We start from the raw sequence: 17,029 nt of genomic DNA on the forward strand, positions 1-17,029 counted from the left end.
TCTTTTAAAGTCAGCGGATCAGGAGGCGCTCAGCGCCGCGGTCAAACGATCAGGAACAGATTCGAAGTCAGCGCCGAAGACTGCATAGCCCTCAGCCTCGAATTTTTCGCGCAAGTCTTCAACATCCTCAGCAAAGAGCAACAAAACCTTCTGCTGCGGCCACTGCACCACCACCGGGATACCGGAGACCTCACCACCGATGGAATCAGCATCCGGCTCGGGCAGGCTTGCTGCCGCCATCGCCCGCAGCGCTGCGTGCACCTCCGGCTCGTCGGCGAAGGCATCCAGTGCCTCGACCCAGCCAGGCGTTACCGCAGATTCCGCTGCAGAATCCGCAGCCTCATCCACAGCCCGCAGCGCAGGCTCAGCTGCTTCATCGACCGGCTGCGGGACAACCGACGGCACGCCACGCGCCACCACTTCCTCCAGCACGGACTCCTTCACCTCGACCTGTGCGAGGTCAGGGTCCAGGTAGGCCATGTTGCTCAAGCCCAAGAACAGCCGCCAGGCTTCCAAGTCCTCGGAGACGTTGCTGGCATCGAACCGCACGCGACGGTGGGCATCCCCCACGCCCGCGGTAACGGTTCCCAGGTAATTCTTCTCAAATCCATCCGGGACCTGCCTACCGCCAAAGGATGCCTCGAGCAGCGCAGTCTTGCTCAGCGTGGCCCATTTGTTGACTGGCTCCGACAAGAGAGCAAGCAGCAGCCCCATCGGATCCATGTCCACGCGATTCAACAGGTCTTGGGATGCGTTGTACTTCTTTGCCATGGGTGGTCGTAGGTCTGGCTTCACCCACACCGGCGGCTCCACCGGCTCGTTGCGCACAGTTGCCTGATGGGCATCGATGTCCTGCCATGTCAGCGACCAAGGCAAGTATCCCAACTCGTACAAACCATTGCGCTTATCGAAGTCATCCTTCACGCGGTTGTGCACCGCACTCGCGTGGAAGGCCGCGCCATCAAGGTAAACGGCGACATCACGGATCGCGCTATCGCGCGTGGAGAAGACAAAGTCCGGGATGGTGCCACCAATCTGCTTCTGCTCCTCCATGACCCAATCGTGGCGCGAGCCTTCAAAGCTGATGTCCCACTGCGCATGGTTGCCCTTCATGGATTCCACCACCGTGGCGCCGCATTCCTTCAAGTCCGCGCGCAGCTGCTCCACAAAGCGCTGCTCCAGCTTGGACTGTTCGCTCCGCTCCGGTCGCTCCTCCGTCAGGTGGCCTTCCCAGCTAAAGGACGCCGGATCAGCATCAATGGAAACATGGAGGTCATCGGCCAGAATCTTGCGCAGCGCCACCACCGCAGCCTCACGGGAGGTCTGCGGAATCTGGCTACTGCGTGCGAAGGGCAGCAAACACGACGGGCAACACTGCCGCGCTTCCTCAGCACAGTGGCAGGAGGCCAAGCGGCGGTAAGCCACGAGCAACATCTGGCGCACGTGTACCGGTTCCGTGAACTGCGCCAGATACCCGGTACCACCCGGCACGGTGTCATGGATAAGCAACATATCTACCGGACTGCCATCGGAATCCACGCGCACTGGCTCGACGTCCAAGTGATCCGGGTTGCCGCCCAGGTACTCCTTGAAGCCGAGTTTCAACGCCGCCACCAACGAAGGCAGCGTAGTAGATTCCACCATGCCCAGCAGTGCTGGCAGGTGCACCAGGACCGCCTGCGTGCCTAGGCTGCGTCCCAGCGCAAAGCTAATGGAGTGCTCCTCGGCTGCATTGCGGTACTCGCACCACGGCGCGTGGTCCTGCCAGCGGTTAGCACCCACATCAGAATCTAAGTGCCCGCAGCGCTCACACACGCGGAACAGCGGTGCCTCGCGCTCTATAGCTGCGAACGTGCGCGGGCTGCCGCCGCCCATGCGTCCCAGGTTCAGCCAGCGCATCTCCACGTGCGCTAGGTACTCCATACCGAAGCCGGAGTCAGACAGGTACCAGGCCTTACCGCGCCCGCCCTCTGGTACATCAAAACTCAGCTGCGTTTGGAAGCGCAGCGAGGTGCGGTCATCGGTGATGTCATTGATGGCGGATCGCGCTGCGTCCACGGTGGCATAGACCTTGGTCATCTCCACCACATCAATGAGCTGGTTCCTATCCGCAAAGCCCTTGGACCCGCACTCCGGGCACGCACCCACGCGCGGAGCGGCCACGGCCACATCCTCATCGCTCGAGAGCACCGCACCCGTGGCCTCCGAATATGAGCACTCCGGGCACAGGCGCCATTGCGTCAGCGCCGAGTGGTGCTCGCCCAGCTCCACCGAGTCCACCTTCGCGCCCACGCCCTGCACGTAGAAGGTATTGCCGGGGGCTAGCTCCGTCAGCGCGGAAGAGACTCCACGGCTATAGCTATAGGTCTCCGTCTCAAACTTCTGCACCTCCTCATTGAAGGAGGAGACAGCCAGGTTGAACTCCACGGCATCATCCAACAACGTAAAGTTCGGCAGCAGCCCAAAGCGCTCCAAAGCGCTGATCCAGTACTCATCAGCGTGGTCCTCCAGCTGCTTGCGCACAAACCTCTGGGAAGCCACCGTGGCGTCATACTGGTTCTTCATCTCCTCATCCTCCACCGCGGAGGCCTCCACGCGTGCCTTCAACTCCGTCACGCGCTTGCTCAGCACTTCTCGGCGGGACAACAGCAGCTTCTGTGTTGCACCCCAGCGCTCACGCGCGGATTGCAGGTCCACCACCATGCCGGACGAAGCACCGTCCTCACCCGGCAGGCACCAGCCGCGCAGCTCTTCTAACACTTCCGCCGAAGCATGCTGCGCCACCGTGGAAGCAAAACGCTCATAGGCCGCCAACACCACCGCGGGTGAGAGCTCAACCAGCGCATCCACCACGGAGTAGCTGGCATGCGTGAACACATCGCGCGCGCTACGCAGCTGCTCTACTGAGCTCGCCACATCAGTGCTATCCAGCAGGTAGGCCACGAACTGGCGATGCATGATATCGCGCGCGGACAGATACGCCGCAGGTGCTGTCACCGAACCAGCGATGGTCTCCAGCGGGTGCTCCAGCGTGGTCAGTGCGCGCCCGCGCCCGCGCACCAGCGCCACGATGAGCGAGTTACCCGTCAAACGCCCGGCGCGGCCCACGCGCTGCACGTAACTGGCCACCGTGTGCGGCATGGAGGAGAGCATCACCGTGGACAGGTCACCGATGTCGATACCCATCTCCAGCGTCGGCGTGGCCACCAGCACGTTCGGCGCGGAGGCTGACTGCTCAGCAAAGGGCCGCTTGAACTCATCTTCCAGCTCCTTGCGCCTAGGCGTGGGCACCAGGCCTGTGTGTTCTTCCGCCACCACTGTGCGGGTATTCGTGGTGCGGTAGAGCTGCTGGTAGTAGTTATCCTCCACACCCACGGGCACGAAGTGCCCGGTACAGGACAACGTAAAGCACGCCACCGAGGACATTGCCTCACGCGCCGCGGCATCCACACCCACGCGTAGGTGGCACACCGGGCACTCCAGCAGCCCGGGCTCAGCTTCTTCGCGCACGACGATGTTCTCCGGAGATAGCATATACACGCGCCCGCCCGTTGCGGTGGGGACGGAGGAGACCACTTCTTCAAATTCGAGCTGCTTGAACAACTCCGCTACTTGGTTGGCGGCATCGAAGACACTGCTTGTCGAAGCCCCCAGCGCCGCCTTCGTCCACCTTGCGTACCAGCCCTTCTGGGAATCCAGCGGCATCGTCGCGTTGTTATCGCGCTTGCCCAGCGCCCCCTTGAGCGCCGCACCCGCACGCGGGAACTTCGGCGCTCCACCGCGCACAAACGCAGGTATTCCCTTGGCACGAGCCTGACGGCGGTTAAGCAACCACGGGTTGCAGTCCTGGCGCAGGTACTCCTTGAGCCACGGGTGGGCAATGCCACCGGCAATGCGCATGTACTCCACCACGCCGCGCGCCCACGCCAGCAGCTCCGCATCCGTGGCCAGTGTTCCTGCCACCGACCGTGCTGCCGACAGCAGCACCGCATCATCCACGTCCACAGACACCGATAGCGTCCCTGTCGTCACCAACGAGCGCGGCAGATCCACCCGGTCACCGAACTGCAACGCCAAGTCCAAGTCCAAGCGCGACTGCAACGCCGACAACGCTCGCCGCTGCTCCGCAGCACCCGCGCCTTTTTCCCATACCGCCCGGTAGCGCGGTGACTCCTTCAGCTGCGGTGGCAACAACTCATAGAGTGCGCGCGACCTTACTGCCGGGTCTGATTCCGCGCGCGCATGCTCCACCATGCGCGAAGCCACCGAAGACAACGGGACGCCTGCGGACAGGGTGGCCTGTGGAGATTGTGAGGACTGTGAGCACTGCGAGGACAGCGCCGCGCTTGACGACGAATCCGCGTCTGTTGAATCTGATTCAGCAGACGCGACAGGGTCAGCAAAAGAACGAACAGCTCGCCAAATACGCGCACGCAGCGCGAAGGCCCGCGCACGGCTTTGCACGAAACCCGCACGGTGCGCGGCATCTTGCACAGAGTCAGCGAAGACCAAAGTCTTCTTCTCTGAGGAATCCAAATCATCCATACCGAAGAGATTGCTCAATGCCACTGAGAGCAACGTGGCCACTGAGGAGCCTAAGAAGCGCATCGCATCGTCTTCACCACAAGACGGACACTGCTGCGCTTTCGCGCGCTCCTCTGTATCCTCGCCGGAATAGACCAGCACCGGCACCACGGGGGACTCCTCCATGGTTTCCGCATCCGGCGCCTGAGGCGTCAGGCCCGGCAAATCCAGGTTCAACCACGCCACGCGGGAGCTCTCGCCGTCTGCGCGCGTAACCCCTTGCGCTACCTCACTCATGGCATCAATGAGCGGGCGCTGACGCTCCGGTGCGCTGATGGCAATGCGGCGAATCTCCTGCGGTGCGGTGACATACGTATCCCCACCGGGCTGCTCCGCCAACATCCACCCGGAACGCCCGCAATGACGGCAGTAGATCGCCGGCAACCATGCCTTGGGTGCATCGCCAGCAGTCTGCACCGTGTGCGCACCCATGCCGCCATCATCGGACCACCTAAACACCGAGGTGCGCGACGATGACGCAACTGCCCTATCGATGCGGGAAATCTCACGCACCCACAGGTGCAGCTCCACGCCGGGGAACTTCTTTCCATCCCAGCCCAGCGCTGCACCGAGCTCCGCGCGCACATACGCGATGAAGGATAACGTCAGGGACAAGAATTCCACGGCCAACTCATGGTGGCTGCGCAGCACACTGGCAGGGAATACTCGCGATACCAGCGGTTCCACCGCAGCAATATCCGTGCCCGGAACACCGGCTTCACCGTGCTCCAGTGGCACCGGCGTTGCCGCCTCCCGAAGAATCGCGCACACCAATTCATTGCCTGCCATCGCTAGAACAGAGTCAGCCAGATCCGGCGAAGAACCGAAGACGTGTCGGCTCATCGCTTCAAATACCGCCACATCAAACGACGATGTGTCCGCAGCGTCTTCACCATCAGCAGAAGCAAAGCTAGAAGCAGCAACCGCGGCCGCTACATCATCAACAACTTTCTGCATCACCTCCACCGAAGGTGTCGGCGTCGACGGTGGAAGCACTTCCGCAGAGCTAGAGTCCTCCGGAGCAATAGCTGCTGAGTCTAGATCCACAACATCGTCGTCGCATGAAACGACGGCACGCAGTTTCGCCACCAACGGTTCGACCGTGGCCTGCCACTCCTCCACGGTCATGAGAGTCTCCCCGACCACAGCATCCGGCGGCATCTGCTCGCCGAAGACTGTGTACGCGAAAGACAACATGTCGCTGTGCGGTGCTTCCGACTTAGTATCGGTAGACGTACTCTCGGTCGCGCCTTCGCTTCGGGTGTCTTCGGGACTCTTGTCCCCCAACGTTGCGGAGGTCGCCACCGGCGTTACTTTACCCAAAGGGCGCTGCGCATCCTCAGCCGAAAGGAAATCTTCAGGCTGGTACTTCTTGAGCATCAATCCCAGTCGGCGCAGCAACATCGCTACGTCCGTGCCCTGTGCTGCGTCATAAGTGTGGAACTCATCCAACACCAAGTACTGCAAGGACTGCGCGGACTTCTCCCAGAGCTCACGGTCCTGCTCGCGCAGCAGCAACTGGTCCAACATCTTGTAGTTGGTCAACAAGATGTCCGGCGGGGTATCCCGCAGCACCGAACGATCAGAAATCAGACCGTCCTTCGATACCTTTCTGCGTCCGCCTGTGACCACCTCACCTGTGTAGATACCTGCCGTCACCCCGGCAAGCTCAGCCTCCGCGTGCAGCAGCTTGGCCAAACGGCGCTCCTGATCGGATGCTAGCGCGTTCATCGGGTACAGAATCAACGCCTTGATTCCGCTGCCGTTAGAACGGCGGCAATGATCCAGAATCGGATAGAGGAAGGACTCCGTCTTACCGGAACCCGTACCCGTCACCACCAACGTGGGCGACGGTCGACGTGACTTGCCCGTGTCGTAATCAAAAGACGATAACCGCGAAAACGCCTCCGCCTGGTGACGGTAAGGCTTAAAGCCTGACGGCAACCAACCCAGAATCCCATCCCACGACCTTGCTGGTGCATACGGCAAACGCGTGCGCACATACGGCCCGTAGAACATGCCACCCTGCGGATCGTTGAGGAACTCCCGTAGTTGCTGGGAGGTCAGATCCTCTGCCAAGGAGAAGGTCGTGGTGAGGTATTCCGAGAGCCCGTCAACAATGTGGGTGGAGGCGTAAGTAGGGATGAGACTCGACATAAGGTGCTACTTCAATACTTTCAGTCTTCGCTTCGCTTCTGACTTCCGGAACTACTGCTGCTCCATCATCGCAGCATACTTTTCATACGCTGCCGCCAAGTCCGCTTCACGGTCCAGTGGCGCGAACGGATACTCAAAGACATACTCCACACCCGACTGCGGATGCGTCCACGTACGGTCTGTCTCCGAAAGCTGCTGCCCATCCTTGAGCTTCTTCTCTAACTTCAGAACGTCCTTTGGAACCTTGCGACCATTAGCGTCATACAAGTCTTCTTGGTCATAACGCCTCATCACTGGGAACTGCGTCCGATAAATCATCAGCAACTCATCCAGCGTCACTCCCAACGACAACGCCACCATGACATCAATTTCGTTCTGTGCGTGGAAGCGTTCACGGGCATTTCGAATGGGTGCGTCGGAGGTCCACTCGGTTTTGGCTAGCTCTTCCCAGAGAGGACCAAAATCTTTTGTCAAGCAATTAAGCGCAAGATAATTTTCAATCATTGATTGGCGCAAGACCGGTTGAACCTCGAAGGCTAAGCTCTCGAGATAAGTCATAAATAGATTCGAGACTCCAAGCGATCTGACCACAAAATCAGACAAAACCGATGACCAAACAGCACCCACTAAGACTGTTTCGGAAATATCCTTAGGTTGACCGATTGAGAAGACTCCATCAACATGGGTTGCTCCCGCAGGGATAAGCGAAGGATAGAGAGTTCTATATCCAGTAGTGGCCGCCATACGACGCCACGCAACGCGATACTGGTCCTTGACGAACACCGTTACACCGTCGACTTCCCATACTCCGTAATCACGGTCGTAAGTCTCGATAGAGCGGTTCGGTAGGTAAGCCGTCGCGGGAATGAAGTTTTCAGAGATAGCCTCGAGATCAATCTCGGACCAGTCCTGGTTGTGCTTCATAGTCGGGTTCGGCTGTTTAATCATCGGAGTCGAGACTCCGAGATGAGGCCCTTGAAGGATCACATCATCCCAGGAATCAGGATGCTGCCACGAAGAATCAAAGTACCCTTTCTTCTTATCGATTGACTCATCCCAACCTCTGGAGAACTGGAGCCCTAATTCCTTGATGCGGGGTGCCCCGGCAAGCTTAGCCAAAACTGCTGCAGCCTCACTGTTTACCGAGTAGACGGTGCGTGTCTCCAGTAACGGAGTACCTGGTTCCTCGATAATGGAGTTCCACACCTTGAGGGTGTCCTCGTCGACCGTAATGATGCGGTCACGGTGCGGGCGCAAGTCCCATTTGCCGTCGTCGTCTTTGAAACCAGGAAGGCTTCCGGTGCCATCATGATTGAAGGAATCAACGACCGTGCGCGGGTGATATAGCGACGCTGCTGAGAGAAAGTTCGCGTGTTCCCAGCGTTGTCCGTAAACATGGATTCCGTACGAATTGTGATGATCAATATCGAACAGCACAAGCTCATTAATGAACTGCCAGTGCCTGCGCAGGCGTCGATAAGCACCAGCTCTTAGCGCCGCTGCCTTCTTTTCGGTGAAGTGGGACTCGGGGTGGATGAGTGAGATGATGCCATTCTCGGCAGCATTTGCCCACGTGCGTTCCATGAAGCCGCGGTAAAGATCGGGCTGTTGGTTTTGTAGGTGGGGGTAGCGGGTAGCGTCGCCAAGCACGGCGGAGGTGACCACTGCTTCCGCAAGTCCCTTGGAGAGGGTCTCCAGTACGGCGTCGTTGCCGGCGAGGAGTTCGCGGCGCTGTTTCTTTTCTGCCTGGGTGGGCTTGTTGGCAAGGCTGAACCACGGGTCATGTTCAGACAGCAGCGCGTCCATATCAGTACGCGGCCGAACCCACGGCGGGTTGCCCACTTGGAAGTCGAAACCGCCCTTGGCCATGACGGTGGCGAAGTCCAGGTCCCAGTGGAAGAAGGCTTGTTCCTGGGCAATGGTGTTGGCGGTTGTCAGCCAGGGGTGGGCTTCGAGGATGTCCTCGTAGCGCAGGCGGCCGGAGGTGGAGCGGTCGAGGGATTCGACGTAGTCCAGTTCGTCCCAGGTCATGTCGAAGCCGAAGGCGTACTGGTTGTCCTTGCGGTAGCGCTTCTGGCCCTCGTTGGGGATGCCGAGGAGGTCCTGCATGGTGGCGAGATACTCGGTGATATCCGGAAGCTCATCCGTGGCGGTGACCGGCCAGTACCAGAGTGCGTTCCAAGCATTCATGGCGGTGCGCAGGCGAAGGTACGCACCTTCATTGTTGTGGAGGAGTTCTTCCTCCACCTGGGCGCGGGTAACCACGTCGGTGCGCTTGGCAGTGTTCGGCTCTTGGCCCCACAGGTCCAGGTCACGGCGGATTTGGTCTTCGGCGATGCGCAGGCGGATAAGGGACAACTCCCAAAGGCGCTCAACCTGGTTGGACAGTGCGGTGGCAAGCTTGGTCTGCGTCTTGTTTAGAGGCTTACAGATGGAGCGTTGCCAGGCCTTCATCGCCTTGATTTCCTCGGCTGCAAGGTTCTTCAAGTCCTTGGCATCCACGGCACTTCCCCACCCACGGCTAGGAACCAGGAAGTGATGGATGCGGCCGGTTGGGTGCTGGTCCGTCTCGTTGGCATCTATGGCATCCGCTAGCTCTTTGAGTGGATGGTGCTGCGGGGTCAGCGTGAGGTAGTTCTGCGTGCCCTTCGCCTTCGATGCGGTGGAGGAGACTTCCTTGGCGCTGAAGGTGGAACGGGTGGCACCCACTAGGGAGTTGCCGTGGCGCAGGTGCAGGCCGAACCAGGGGGCTTTGAGCTCCTTGGTCATGGTGTTGAGCCACAGGGAGATTTCGGCGAGCTCTACTGCGGTCTTGTTGAGGTCCACACCGTAGACCTGGTGCAGGGCGATGGAGGCCTTGACCTTTTGCAGCTCCTGGGTGCGGTCCTCACCGGGGACTTCTTTGCCCAGTTCGGCTTGCTTTTTGGTCAGGTAAAGCTCCGCGAGTTGGTTGACGGCCTCCACGGCGAAGGCGCCGGAGCCCATGGCGGGCTCACAGATGGTGAGGGTGAGAATGTCGTCAGCGTTGTCGATGCGGCCGGTTGCTTTGAGCTCCTCGATGGCCTGGCCGACGGTGAATTCCGTGATAACAGGTGGTGAGTAGAAAGAGGCGGAGCGCTCGCGGTCACGGGAGGATTGGCGGTAGACAAAACTGCCGCGGGCGTGGGTGCGTTGGACGCGTTCCACGCCACCGTGCTCGCTTTCGCGGTCTTCGTAGACGATGGAATCCTGCGGAAGCATGCGCGCTTGTGGTTCGGGGACCACCCAGGAGCCCTTGGAAGTATCGCCGTGTTTGGCTACTTCAACGAGGTCTTCTTGGGCGATGAATCCGGTATAGGACATCAGGCCCTCGTAGACCTGGCCCAGCTCGGTCACGCCGAGGGTGGCATAAGAGATGAAGCCGCGGTCGCTCCCCCGCTTTTCTTTGGTGAGTAGGAGGTTCTGCAGGACTCGGTGCAGTGCCAGGTTGGAGAGCTTGACCTCATCGATGTAAGAGGTGGCTTCAGATTTGAACAGGTCTGCATCGAGGTTGCGGAACTCCAGGCCGTCCTCGGTGGCGTTGGCATCGAAGAGCTCAGCGTTCTCATCGTGCGGATCGTGGCCGCGGTTGACGCGTTCAAAAAGCAGCTGGAGGCTGTCGTAGAGGTGCGTGCCGTTCTGGGTGCGGTGCGTTGTGGGTTCGGTGAGGATGAGGTCGCGCAGGCGGGAAAGGCCATAGCCTTCGTCATAGTCATTGTCCCCGGTGGGCAGGATTTGTAGCTCTGGGGAGGACTCGGCGAAGAGAAGGAAGAGGATGCGGTAAAGGTAGCGCAGGGCTTGGTTGGCCAGTTCGTTGCCGTCGATGTCGGTGGTGATGTTTTGTTCGCTGTTCGCGTGTTGCAACGCTCGACGTTGCAACACGTCGTTGCCGATGATCTCAATCGAGGCCTTGATGGCACCGCGCAGTTCCTCGGAGACTTTGACGGAGTGCTCGCGGGCTTGGGTCAGGGTGTCGAGCCACCAGGTGGTGCCATCAGCACCACGCATGGTGTGCTCGGCGGCGAGGATGGAGACTACTCGGGGAAGCTCGCCTTTAGCTTTCTGATCATTGCGCTCAACGGCTAGGCCTAGGTCCACGGCGAGGTAGCGGCCCAGTGGCCAGGTTTCGCGCTCTGCTAGGACTGCCCAGCGGCCAGCGAGGACCAGGATGAGGTCGGGAGCTTGCTCGGTGAGGAAGAGCTCGCCAACGAGCTTGGCGGCGGTGATGTCGAGGGCCTTGGCTTCACCGTCGGAGTTCTGGTGGCCCAGCTCCGGGTCGACGCCAAGAAGTGGGACAGTGGTGAGATCCTCCACGGAGTCCATCTGCCCGGCGCGCAGGATGACCAGAGAGTGGTTCTTGTCCGCGGCGGCAGTCAGCGTGAGGGGTTGGCCGTTGCGGGAAAACTCGAGGCGCTGTGGCTGCGGGTAGCCGAATGCCTCGGCGATGAGGTCGTAGACCTCATGCAGTGCATCGTCGGTTGCCTCCATAGAGAGCGCGGAGAGTTTGGTGTGCAGTGCTTCCCTGCGGGACGTCAGGCGCAGCAACGGGGATTGAGCGCGGTGGTGTGCGCCGTTGCTTTCAGCGGCGCTGGCATCCTTATCCGTTGCCTTCCACTCTTTGACGGCCTCCTCCACGCGCTTGCCAAAGGAGCTGCCTTTGTCATCGGTGGTGAGATAGTAATCCGAGATCCATTCCTCGACGTTGATGATGGAATCGAAGTCTGCCATTAGCGTGCCTCTGCTTCGTTGGGGTTGGTGCGTGCGGCGCTGGTATGTGCAGCGTCGGTGTTATCTGGGAGGACGAGTGCCAGTGGGCGCACGAGGGAGCGCTCCGGGGCCATGGATTTCAGCAGCTCCTCGTCCTGGTGGATAAGCCGCTTGGTGTCCTTAATCTTGAGGGTCTGCTGGCCGGAGTTGGCCTGCTGCCAGTTATCGGCGCGCTGCTGCCAGCCGGCGATGCGGTCCTGCGCGTGGTCTAGGTTGGTGTTCTTGACCACGGTGAGATGGCTCTGCGCTGCCTCCACGGCGGCCGCGATAAGCTGTGCTGCGGTTTCGGGGACGGCAAACTCGCCGGGGTTGATGGCGTTGTCTGTCAGGCCGATGCGGCCCAGCCAGGCGTAAACGTCTTCGTGTACCTCAATGTCCACGGCCTGCATGCCGGCGGGGACGTCGAAGCCGAAGGGGCCTTCCGTGGCGGTGAGGAAAGTGCGGGAAAGCACTTGGCCGCGGGAGTTGGTCAGCGTTCCCATGAGCAGCAGCGTCGGTGTGTCCACCGCGCCAAGCACGGCGAGGATTTCGCTTTGTGCCATGTTGGTCAGGGCGCGGTCGGCAGCCCACTCGGAGACCGGGTGCAATGGGCCCAAGAAGTGGGCGCGCGGCCAGGATTTCTCCGAGTCGCCTTCGCGCGCGGCCTTGAGGTGTTGGTTGCCGCGGCGCGCAGAGGTGGCGAGCATGAGGCGCTCGGTGACCTTGCGGTAGGACACATAATCCTGCGGTAAGTAATCAAAGCGCCGGCACAGATCGCGCGGAGGGGTTAGCTCCACGATGTCATTATCGTGCTGTGCATAGTCCACCCCACCGGCGCTCAAGGGCTTGTCTGCCGAATCTTGGTAGGCCTCCGCCAGCGCATCGCCGAGGTAGTCCTTCTCCGCGCGGTAAAGGCTGTGGCGCAGCGAGCGACGTGACGGCGCGGGTGCGGTACTTTCGGACGTTGTCGCTTCGTTGTTTGCGGCGTTCTCAGTGCTTATAGAGTCCTCGGCGCTCTCGGCGTCGTCGGGGCCGTTGGTGGCAGCGGCAGCGAGTAGCGCCCAGATGTCATCGCCCAGGCCGGAGGCCGGAGCGACATCCTCGGGTTCTGCGTTGGGTGCCGGCTTGGCGTGCGCACCGGTGAGGATCTCCTCCGGGGAGGCCACGACCTCATCGAAGTCGCGCTCGTGCATGAGCACCGCGCGGATCTCATCCTCCTCCGCCTTCGGGTTGTGCTTGCCCATGAGTGGGGCGGCATCACCGAGGAGCTGGTTGGCGGAATACTCGCGGTCAATGAGACGAGTGAGCACGCGCAGCTCACCGATGGATTCGGCGACATCCGCGTCCTTCGGGTCCAGCAGCAGGGAGGTGATCTCCGGCTCGTGCTCCTGGCCGTAGCGGTCGATGCGGCCGTTGCGCTGCTGAATGCGGATGAGCGACCACGGGATGTCATAGTGCACCAAGTGGTGGCACTGGGCGTGCAGGTTGACGCCTTCGGAGGCGACGTCGCCAGTAATCAGCACGCGCAGAGGGGTGTCGGTGCGCTTGAATTCGTCGATAAGCGCCAGCTGATCCGAATCCGACAGGCCGCCGTGCATGACTATCACCGCGCCCTGCGGGAGTTTGAGATGCTTGGCGACGTTCTCCTGCAACCACCGCAGCGTAGCCACCCTCTCCGAGAAGATGACCACGCGGCGCTCGGAGCCCTTCTTGACGCCAATCTCCATGAGGTAATCAATGAGCGCGGCGAACTTGTTGGAGTGTTCCTCCGTGACCTTGTTGTTGAGCTCAGCGAGGCGCTCGAGTTTCTCCTGTTCCTTGGGCTTGTCGAGCTTCTGGCGCGCGGCAATAGATTCCGCCAGCGCTGCCGGGGAGGACAGGAAGGCCTTGACCAAGGTCCAGGGGAAGAGGCGATCATTCGCCGTGGTGGCTGGGGTGTTGACCCAATCCTCGGCGATGGCGCGCGCCACGGCGTTTTCCTCCGGCGAGGCATCCACCAGGATGTTACGGGGCTCGCCGCGCTTGGCCCACTTCTCCCCCACCACGGAGGCCACCTCCGGTGAATTGCGGTGGCGGCGGATAATCAGTTTCTTCGCGGCCTCCATGTCGATGGAGCCATCCGGGAGGACGGAGAGCGGGTCGAGCAAGCGCAGGATCTCCTTGAAGGATTCCTCGCGGCCATTGTGCGGGGTGGCCGAGGCCAAGATGAGGGACTCGGTGGTCGGCGCCAGCGTGCGGGCCAGCTCATTGTTCTGGGAGCCAGCGTTGGTGGCGTTATGAATCTCATCGATCACTACGGCATCCCAGCGGACCTTCTCCAGCTGCGCGCGGTACTTCGGCGCCTTGAGCGTGTCCATGGAGACAATGACGCGCGGGAAGTACGTAAACGGGTTCTTCGACGCCGGCAGTTTCTGGCGGACCTTCTGGATGCCCTGGCTGTCCAGGCGCACCAGCGGGATGGCGAAGCGTGTCCACAGCTCCTGTTGGAACTGCTCCATGACGTGCTTCGGCGTGACGACGAGGATGCGCTCTCCCCTGCCGCGGCGGATGAGCTCCGCCAGGATCATGCCGATCTCCAGCGTCTTGCCCAGGCCGACGGCATCGGCGAGCAGCACGCGCGGGCGGATACGCTCATCTGACAGCGCCGACTTCACCGCGGAGAGCTGATAATTCAGCGGGTCCGCCAGCATCTGCGTGGCCACCTCAAGCTGCTTTTGGTACAGCGGCACCGGCGTGCGGCGCAGCGTGGACTCCAGCCACAGGCGGGTGTGGCGAAAGTGCGGCGACTCATCCGGGCTAACGGTGACGTTGGCGGGGTCGAAGACCTCGATGTCATCGAGCGCAGTAAAGAAGGTGGCGGTGGTATCGCGCACGTAGTCGCTCACGCCGCGAGCGCGGATGCGGAAGCCGTCGGTGGTGCGCGCGACGTTGCTGACCAGCCAGTGCTCGTCACGGCAGGAAATGGTCACGCCGGGGGCGAGCTGGGAGTAGTCGGTAAGGCTCATGGAGTCCAAGGTAGCAGCGGGGATGGACCGAATTGGGCTGATTGTGGCTCAGGAGTTCGAGAACTCCATCAATAAGTCCGGACCTTCAATGGGCGAAGCTTCTCGCCCCAGAAACTCGGTACATGCTTAGACCCACCAAATTGTAAATACCGCCGACCAGTAGGTCAGCCGTTATCCCGGCCGCTTCGTTACTTCGAACTATGGCCTGTCCTCAGACGTAAACTCATTAGCCAGTCGAGCTACATGAAGAGCCAAATAAGAAACTTCATCATCCAGCAGATGAGTGGTGAGGCGAAGCTCTAGGACATCCTTGAGCAAAAGCGCACATCTGACTGCTTCTGGATACTTAGTTTCAAGCCCTTGCTGCAAAACTGCCATACCTTCGTCCAACTGCTGGTCACTTTTCACTCGCACGAAAAAGTACCGCATATGGGTTATGAACCTAGCTGCACTAACCGAATTCCGATCCACCCTCAATCCCAATGCTCGGTCTATCACATCGAAGAGCTGGGTGAACAACTCGGTCATTTCGTAAGTAAAAGAGAGATCCTCAACTCGAAAACCCGCGTTTACCAAGTGGAGTGCGATAGCAACTGCTTCGGATTCTGGCAGCGGATCAAGGTACCGCCGATTTAGCCACCTATTAACGCCTAAAAGAATTTCGCCTCCGATGGCGAACTCCTCGGGATAGAGGTTTTTAACCTCTGCTTCCAGAGGATTTGCTGACGCTGCTATTTGCGGATCGATAGAAAAGCGGCGTACTGCCATTTGAAGGTGATCCGCCAGTGCTACGGTGGTTGCAGAAGCGACATCAATTCCAATCGAACTGGCATGTTCGTGGAGTAGGGACTCAGCCAACTGCAAATAATCTGGGTCAACCGAAGCGAGTAAATCAGCGAAATTGCTTATGTCTCGATTATTTTCCGGGACAAATACTTGATTTATCTTTCCCGCGTCCACTGGCTCCCCCGGCCGCTTCTTAAAGCCAACTCCCCACCCGGTTACCACTACTTTTGTACCGTCCGGGCGCACGGAGAGGACCACGTTATTATTGAGGGCCCGAAGAACCTTCATCTCAGTCATAGTCCTCTCCTTGTCTTTGATTATCCTCGTTTCAGCGATTCACCGTTCGTCGCGATCACCTCTTTGTACCAGTAAAAAGAGTCCTTCCGGTATCGCTCGAGAGTCCCCTCACCATTATTGTCAAGATCCACGTAAATGAAACCGTACCGCTTTTTCATCTCAGCTGTCGAAGCGGATATTAGGTCGATGCAGCCCCAAGATGTGTAGCCCATAATAGGGATGCCGTCCTTGAGCGCTTCCTCAACTTGGACTAGGTGGTCATTCATGTAGTTGATGCGATAGTCATCGTGGACGGTCTTGGTAGTTCCTTCATCTACCAGTTGATCTACCGCACCCAAGCCATTTTCGACGATGAACAGTGGCTTGTGCCACCGGTCATACATAGTATTCAACGCATAGCGCAGCCCCACTGGGTCAATGGCCCAGCCCCAATCGGACACCTCGACTTCAGGATTTTTTACACCTCCCATGATATTTCCGCCGCCCCGTTCCGCACTCGGATCAGTGGTTTCAGCAACGGACATGTAGTAGGAAAAAGACACAAAGTCGACGGTGTTGCGCAAGTCGACGAGGTCTTGCTCAGAAATGTCGAGTTCAATTTCATGCTCCTTAAACACACGGAGCAGCGTATTTGGATACTCACCATTTACATGAATATCGCCAAACAATGCGTCTAGCTGCGTTTCGCGAAGCGCCTTGAATGCATCTTCGGGCCTCGGCCTGAGCGGGTAGCGAGGGACGCTGATGACCATGCACCCAATTGAGAAATCCTGACTAATGGTTCGCGCAACCGCGGTTGCGCGAGCAGACGCGACCATGATGTGGTGAATGGCTTGATACAGTTCCTGCTCTGAAATCTCTTCACGAGTCTTCTCAATCGCACCACCCATGAATGGCTGATGCAGAATTGAATTCACTTCGTTGAAGGTCAACCAGTACTTAACGCGCCCCTTGTAGCGGTTAAAGACCGTTGTAGCGTATTTAACATAGAAGTCAATCAGTTTTCTGTTTGACCAACCACCATAGCTACGAGCTAGGTTCAATGGAGTCTCATAGTGAGACAAAGTCACAAGCGGCTCGATACCGTATTTTTCGAGTTCATCGAGGATACGATCATAGAACGCCAATCCCTCTTCGTTAGGCTCTTCGTCATCACCGTTCGGAAAAATCCTCGACCATGCGATCGAAAACCTATAGACTTTAAACCCCATCTCGGCAAGAAGGGCAATGTCTTCTTGATAGCGGTGATAGTGGTCGATGCCTTTCAACTTCAGATTATCCGAAGTGGGAGCTTCGGTCGGCGGCGTCATCAAGCCGTTAGGCATCACGTCTTGGATCGATAGGCCTTTTCCACCTTCATCAAATGCCCCTTCCAGCTGATTCGCCGCAGTGGCTCCACCCCACAGAAATCCTTCGGGGAAAGCAGACTTTTTCAT

General features: G+C 59.4%; 5 protein-coding genes. All 5 read right to left on the bottom strand.

Annotated features, from left to right (window positions below; all coding sequences use genetic code 11):
* Positions 1-18 precede the first annotated feature (18 nt).
* On the bottom strand, positions 19-6,741 hold the full coding sequence (locus tag HMPREF2993_RS04185; protein WP_083318687.1) for a DEAD/DEAH box helicase: 6,723 nt from the start codon (positions 6,739-6,741) through the stop codon (positions 19-21).
* Positions 6,742-6,792: 51 nt separating this feature from the next.
* Positions 6,793-11,487 carry an Eco57I restriction-modification methylase domain-containing protein gene (locus tag HMPREF2993_RS04190; protein ID WP_070701165.1) on the bottom strand — a complete coding sequence of 1,565 codons (4,695 nt, stop codon included), beginning with the start codon at positions 11,485-11,487 and terminating at the stop codon, positions 6,793-6,795.
* Positions 11,487-14,510: a DEAD/DEAH box helicase gene (locus HMPREF2993_RS04195; protein WP_070701167.1), complete on the bottom strand. Its 3,024-nt coding sequence runs from the start codon at positions 14,508-14,510 to the stop codon at positions 11,487-11,489. Before HMPREF2993_RS04195 ends, HMPREF2993_RS04190 begins: the two co-directional genes overlap by 1 nt.
* Before the next feature lie 198 nt (positions 14,511-14,708).
* The gene (locus HMPREF2993_RS04200; RefSeq protein WP_246822345.1) at positions 14,709-15,593 is read right to left on the bottom strand and encodes a PRD domain-containing protein; all 885 of its coding nucleotides are present in this window, start codon (positions 15,591-15,593) and stop codon (positions 14,709-14,711) included.
* A 20-nt stretch (positions 15,594-15,613) separates the two neighbouring features.
* Positions 15,614-17,029: a glycoside hydrolase family 1 protein gene (locus tag HMPREF2993_RS04205; RefSeq protein WP_070701168.1), complete on the bottom strand. Its 1,416-nt coding sequence runs from the start codon at positions 17,027-17,029 to the stop codon at positions 15,614-15,616.

Origin of the sequence: Corynebacterium sp. HMSC068G04 (assembly GCF_001814885.1) — a bacterium.
GTDB lineage: Bacteria > Actinomycetota > Actinomycetes > Mycobacteriales > Mycobacteriaceae > Corynebacterium > Corynebacterium hiratae.

Excerpts from the sequence above, each read along its gene's own strand:
- HMPREF2993_RS04185 (WP_083318687.1), bottom strand. The coding sequence starts at position 6,741 with ATGTCGAGTCTCATCCCTACTTACGCCTCCACCCACATTGTTGACGGG.
- HMPREF2993_RS04190 (WP_070701165.1), bottom strand. The coding sequence starts at position 11,487 with ATGGCAGACTTCGATTCCATCATCAACGTCGAGGAATGGATCTCGGAT.
- HMPREF2993_RS04195 (WP_070701167.1), bottom strand. The coding sequence starts at position 14,510 with ATGAGCCTTACCGACTACTCCCAGCTCGCCCCCGGCGTGACCATTTCC.
- HMPREF2993_RS04200 (WP_246822345.1), bottom strand. The coding sequence starts at position 15,593 with ATGACTGAGATGAAGGTTCTTCGGGCCCTCAATAATAACGTGGTCCTC.
- HMPREF2993_RS04205 (WP_070701168.1), bottom strand. The coding sequence starts at position 17,029 with ATGAAAAAGTCTGCTTTCCCCGAAGGATTTCTGTGGGGTGGAGCCACT.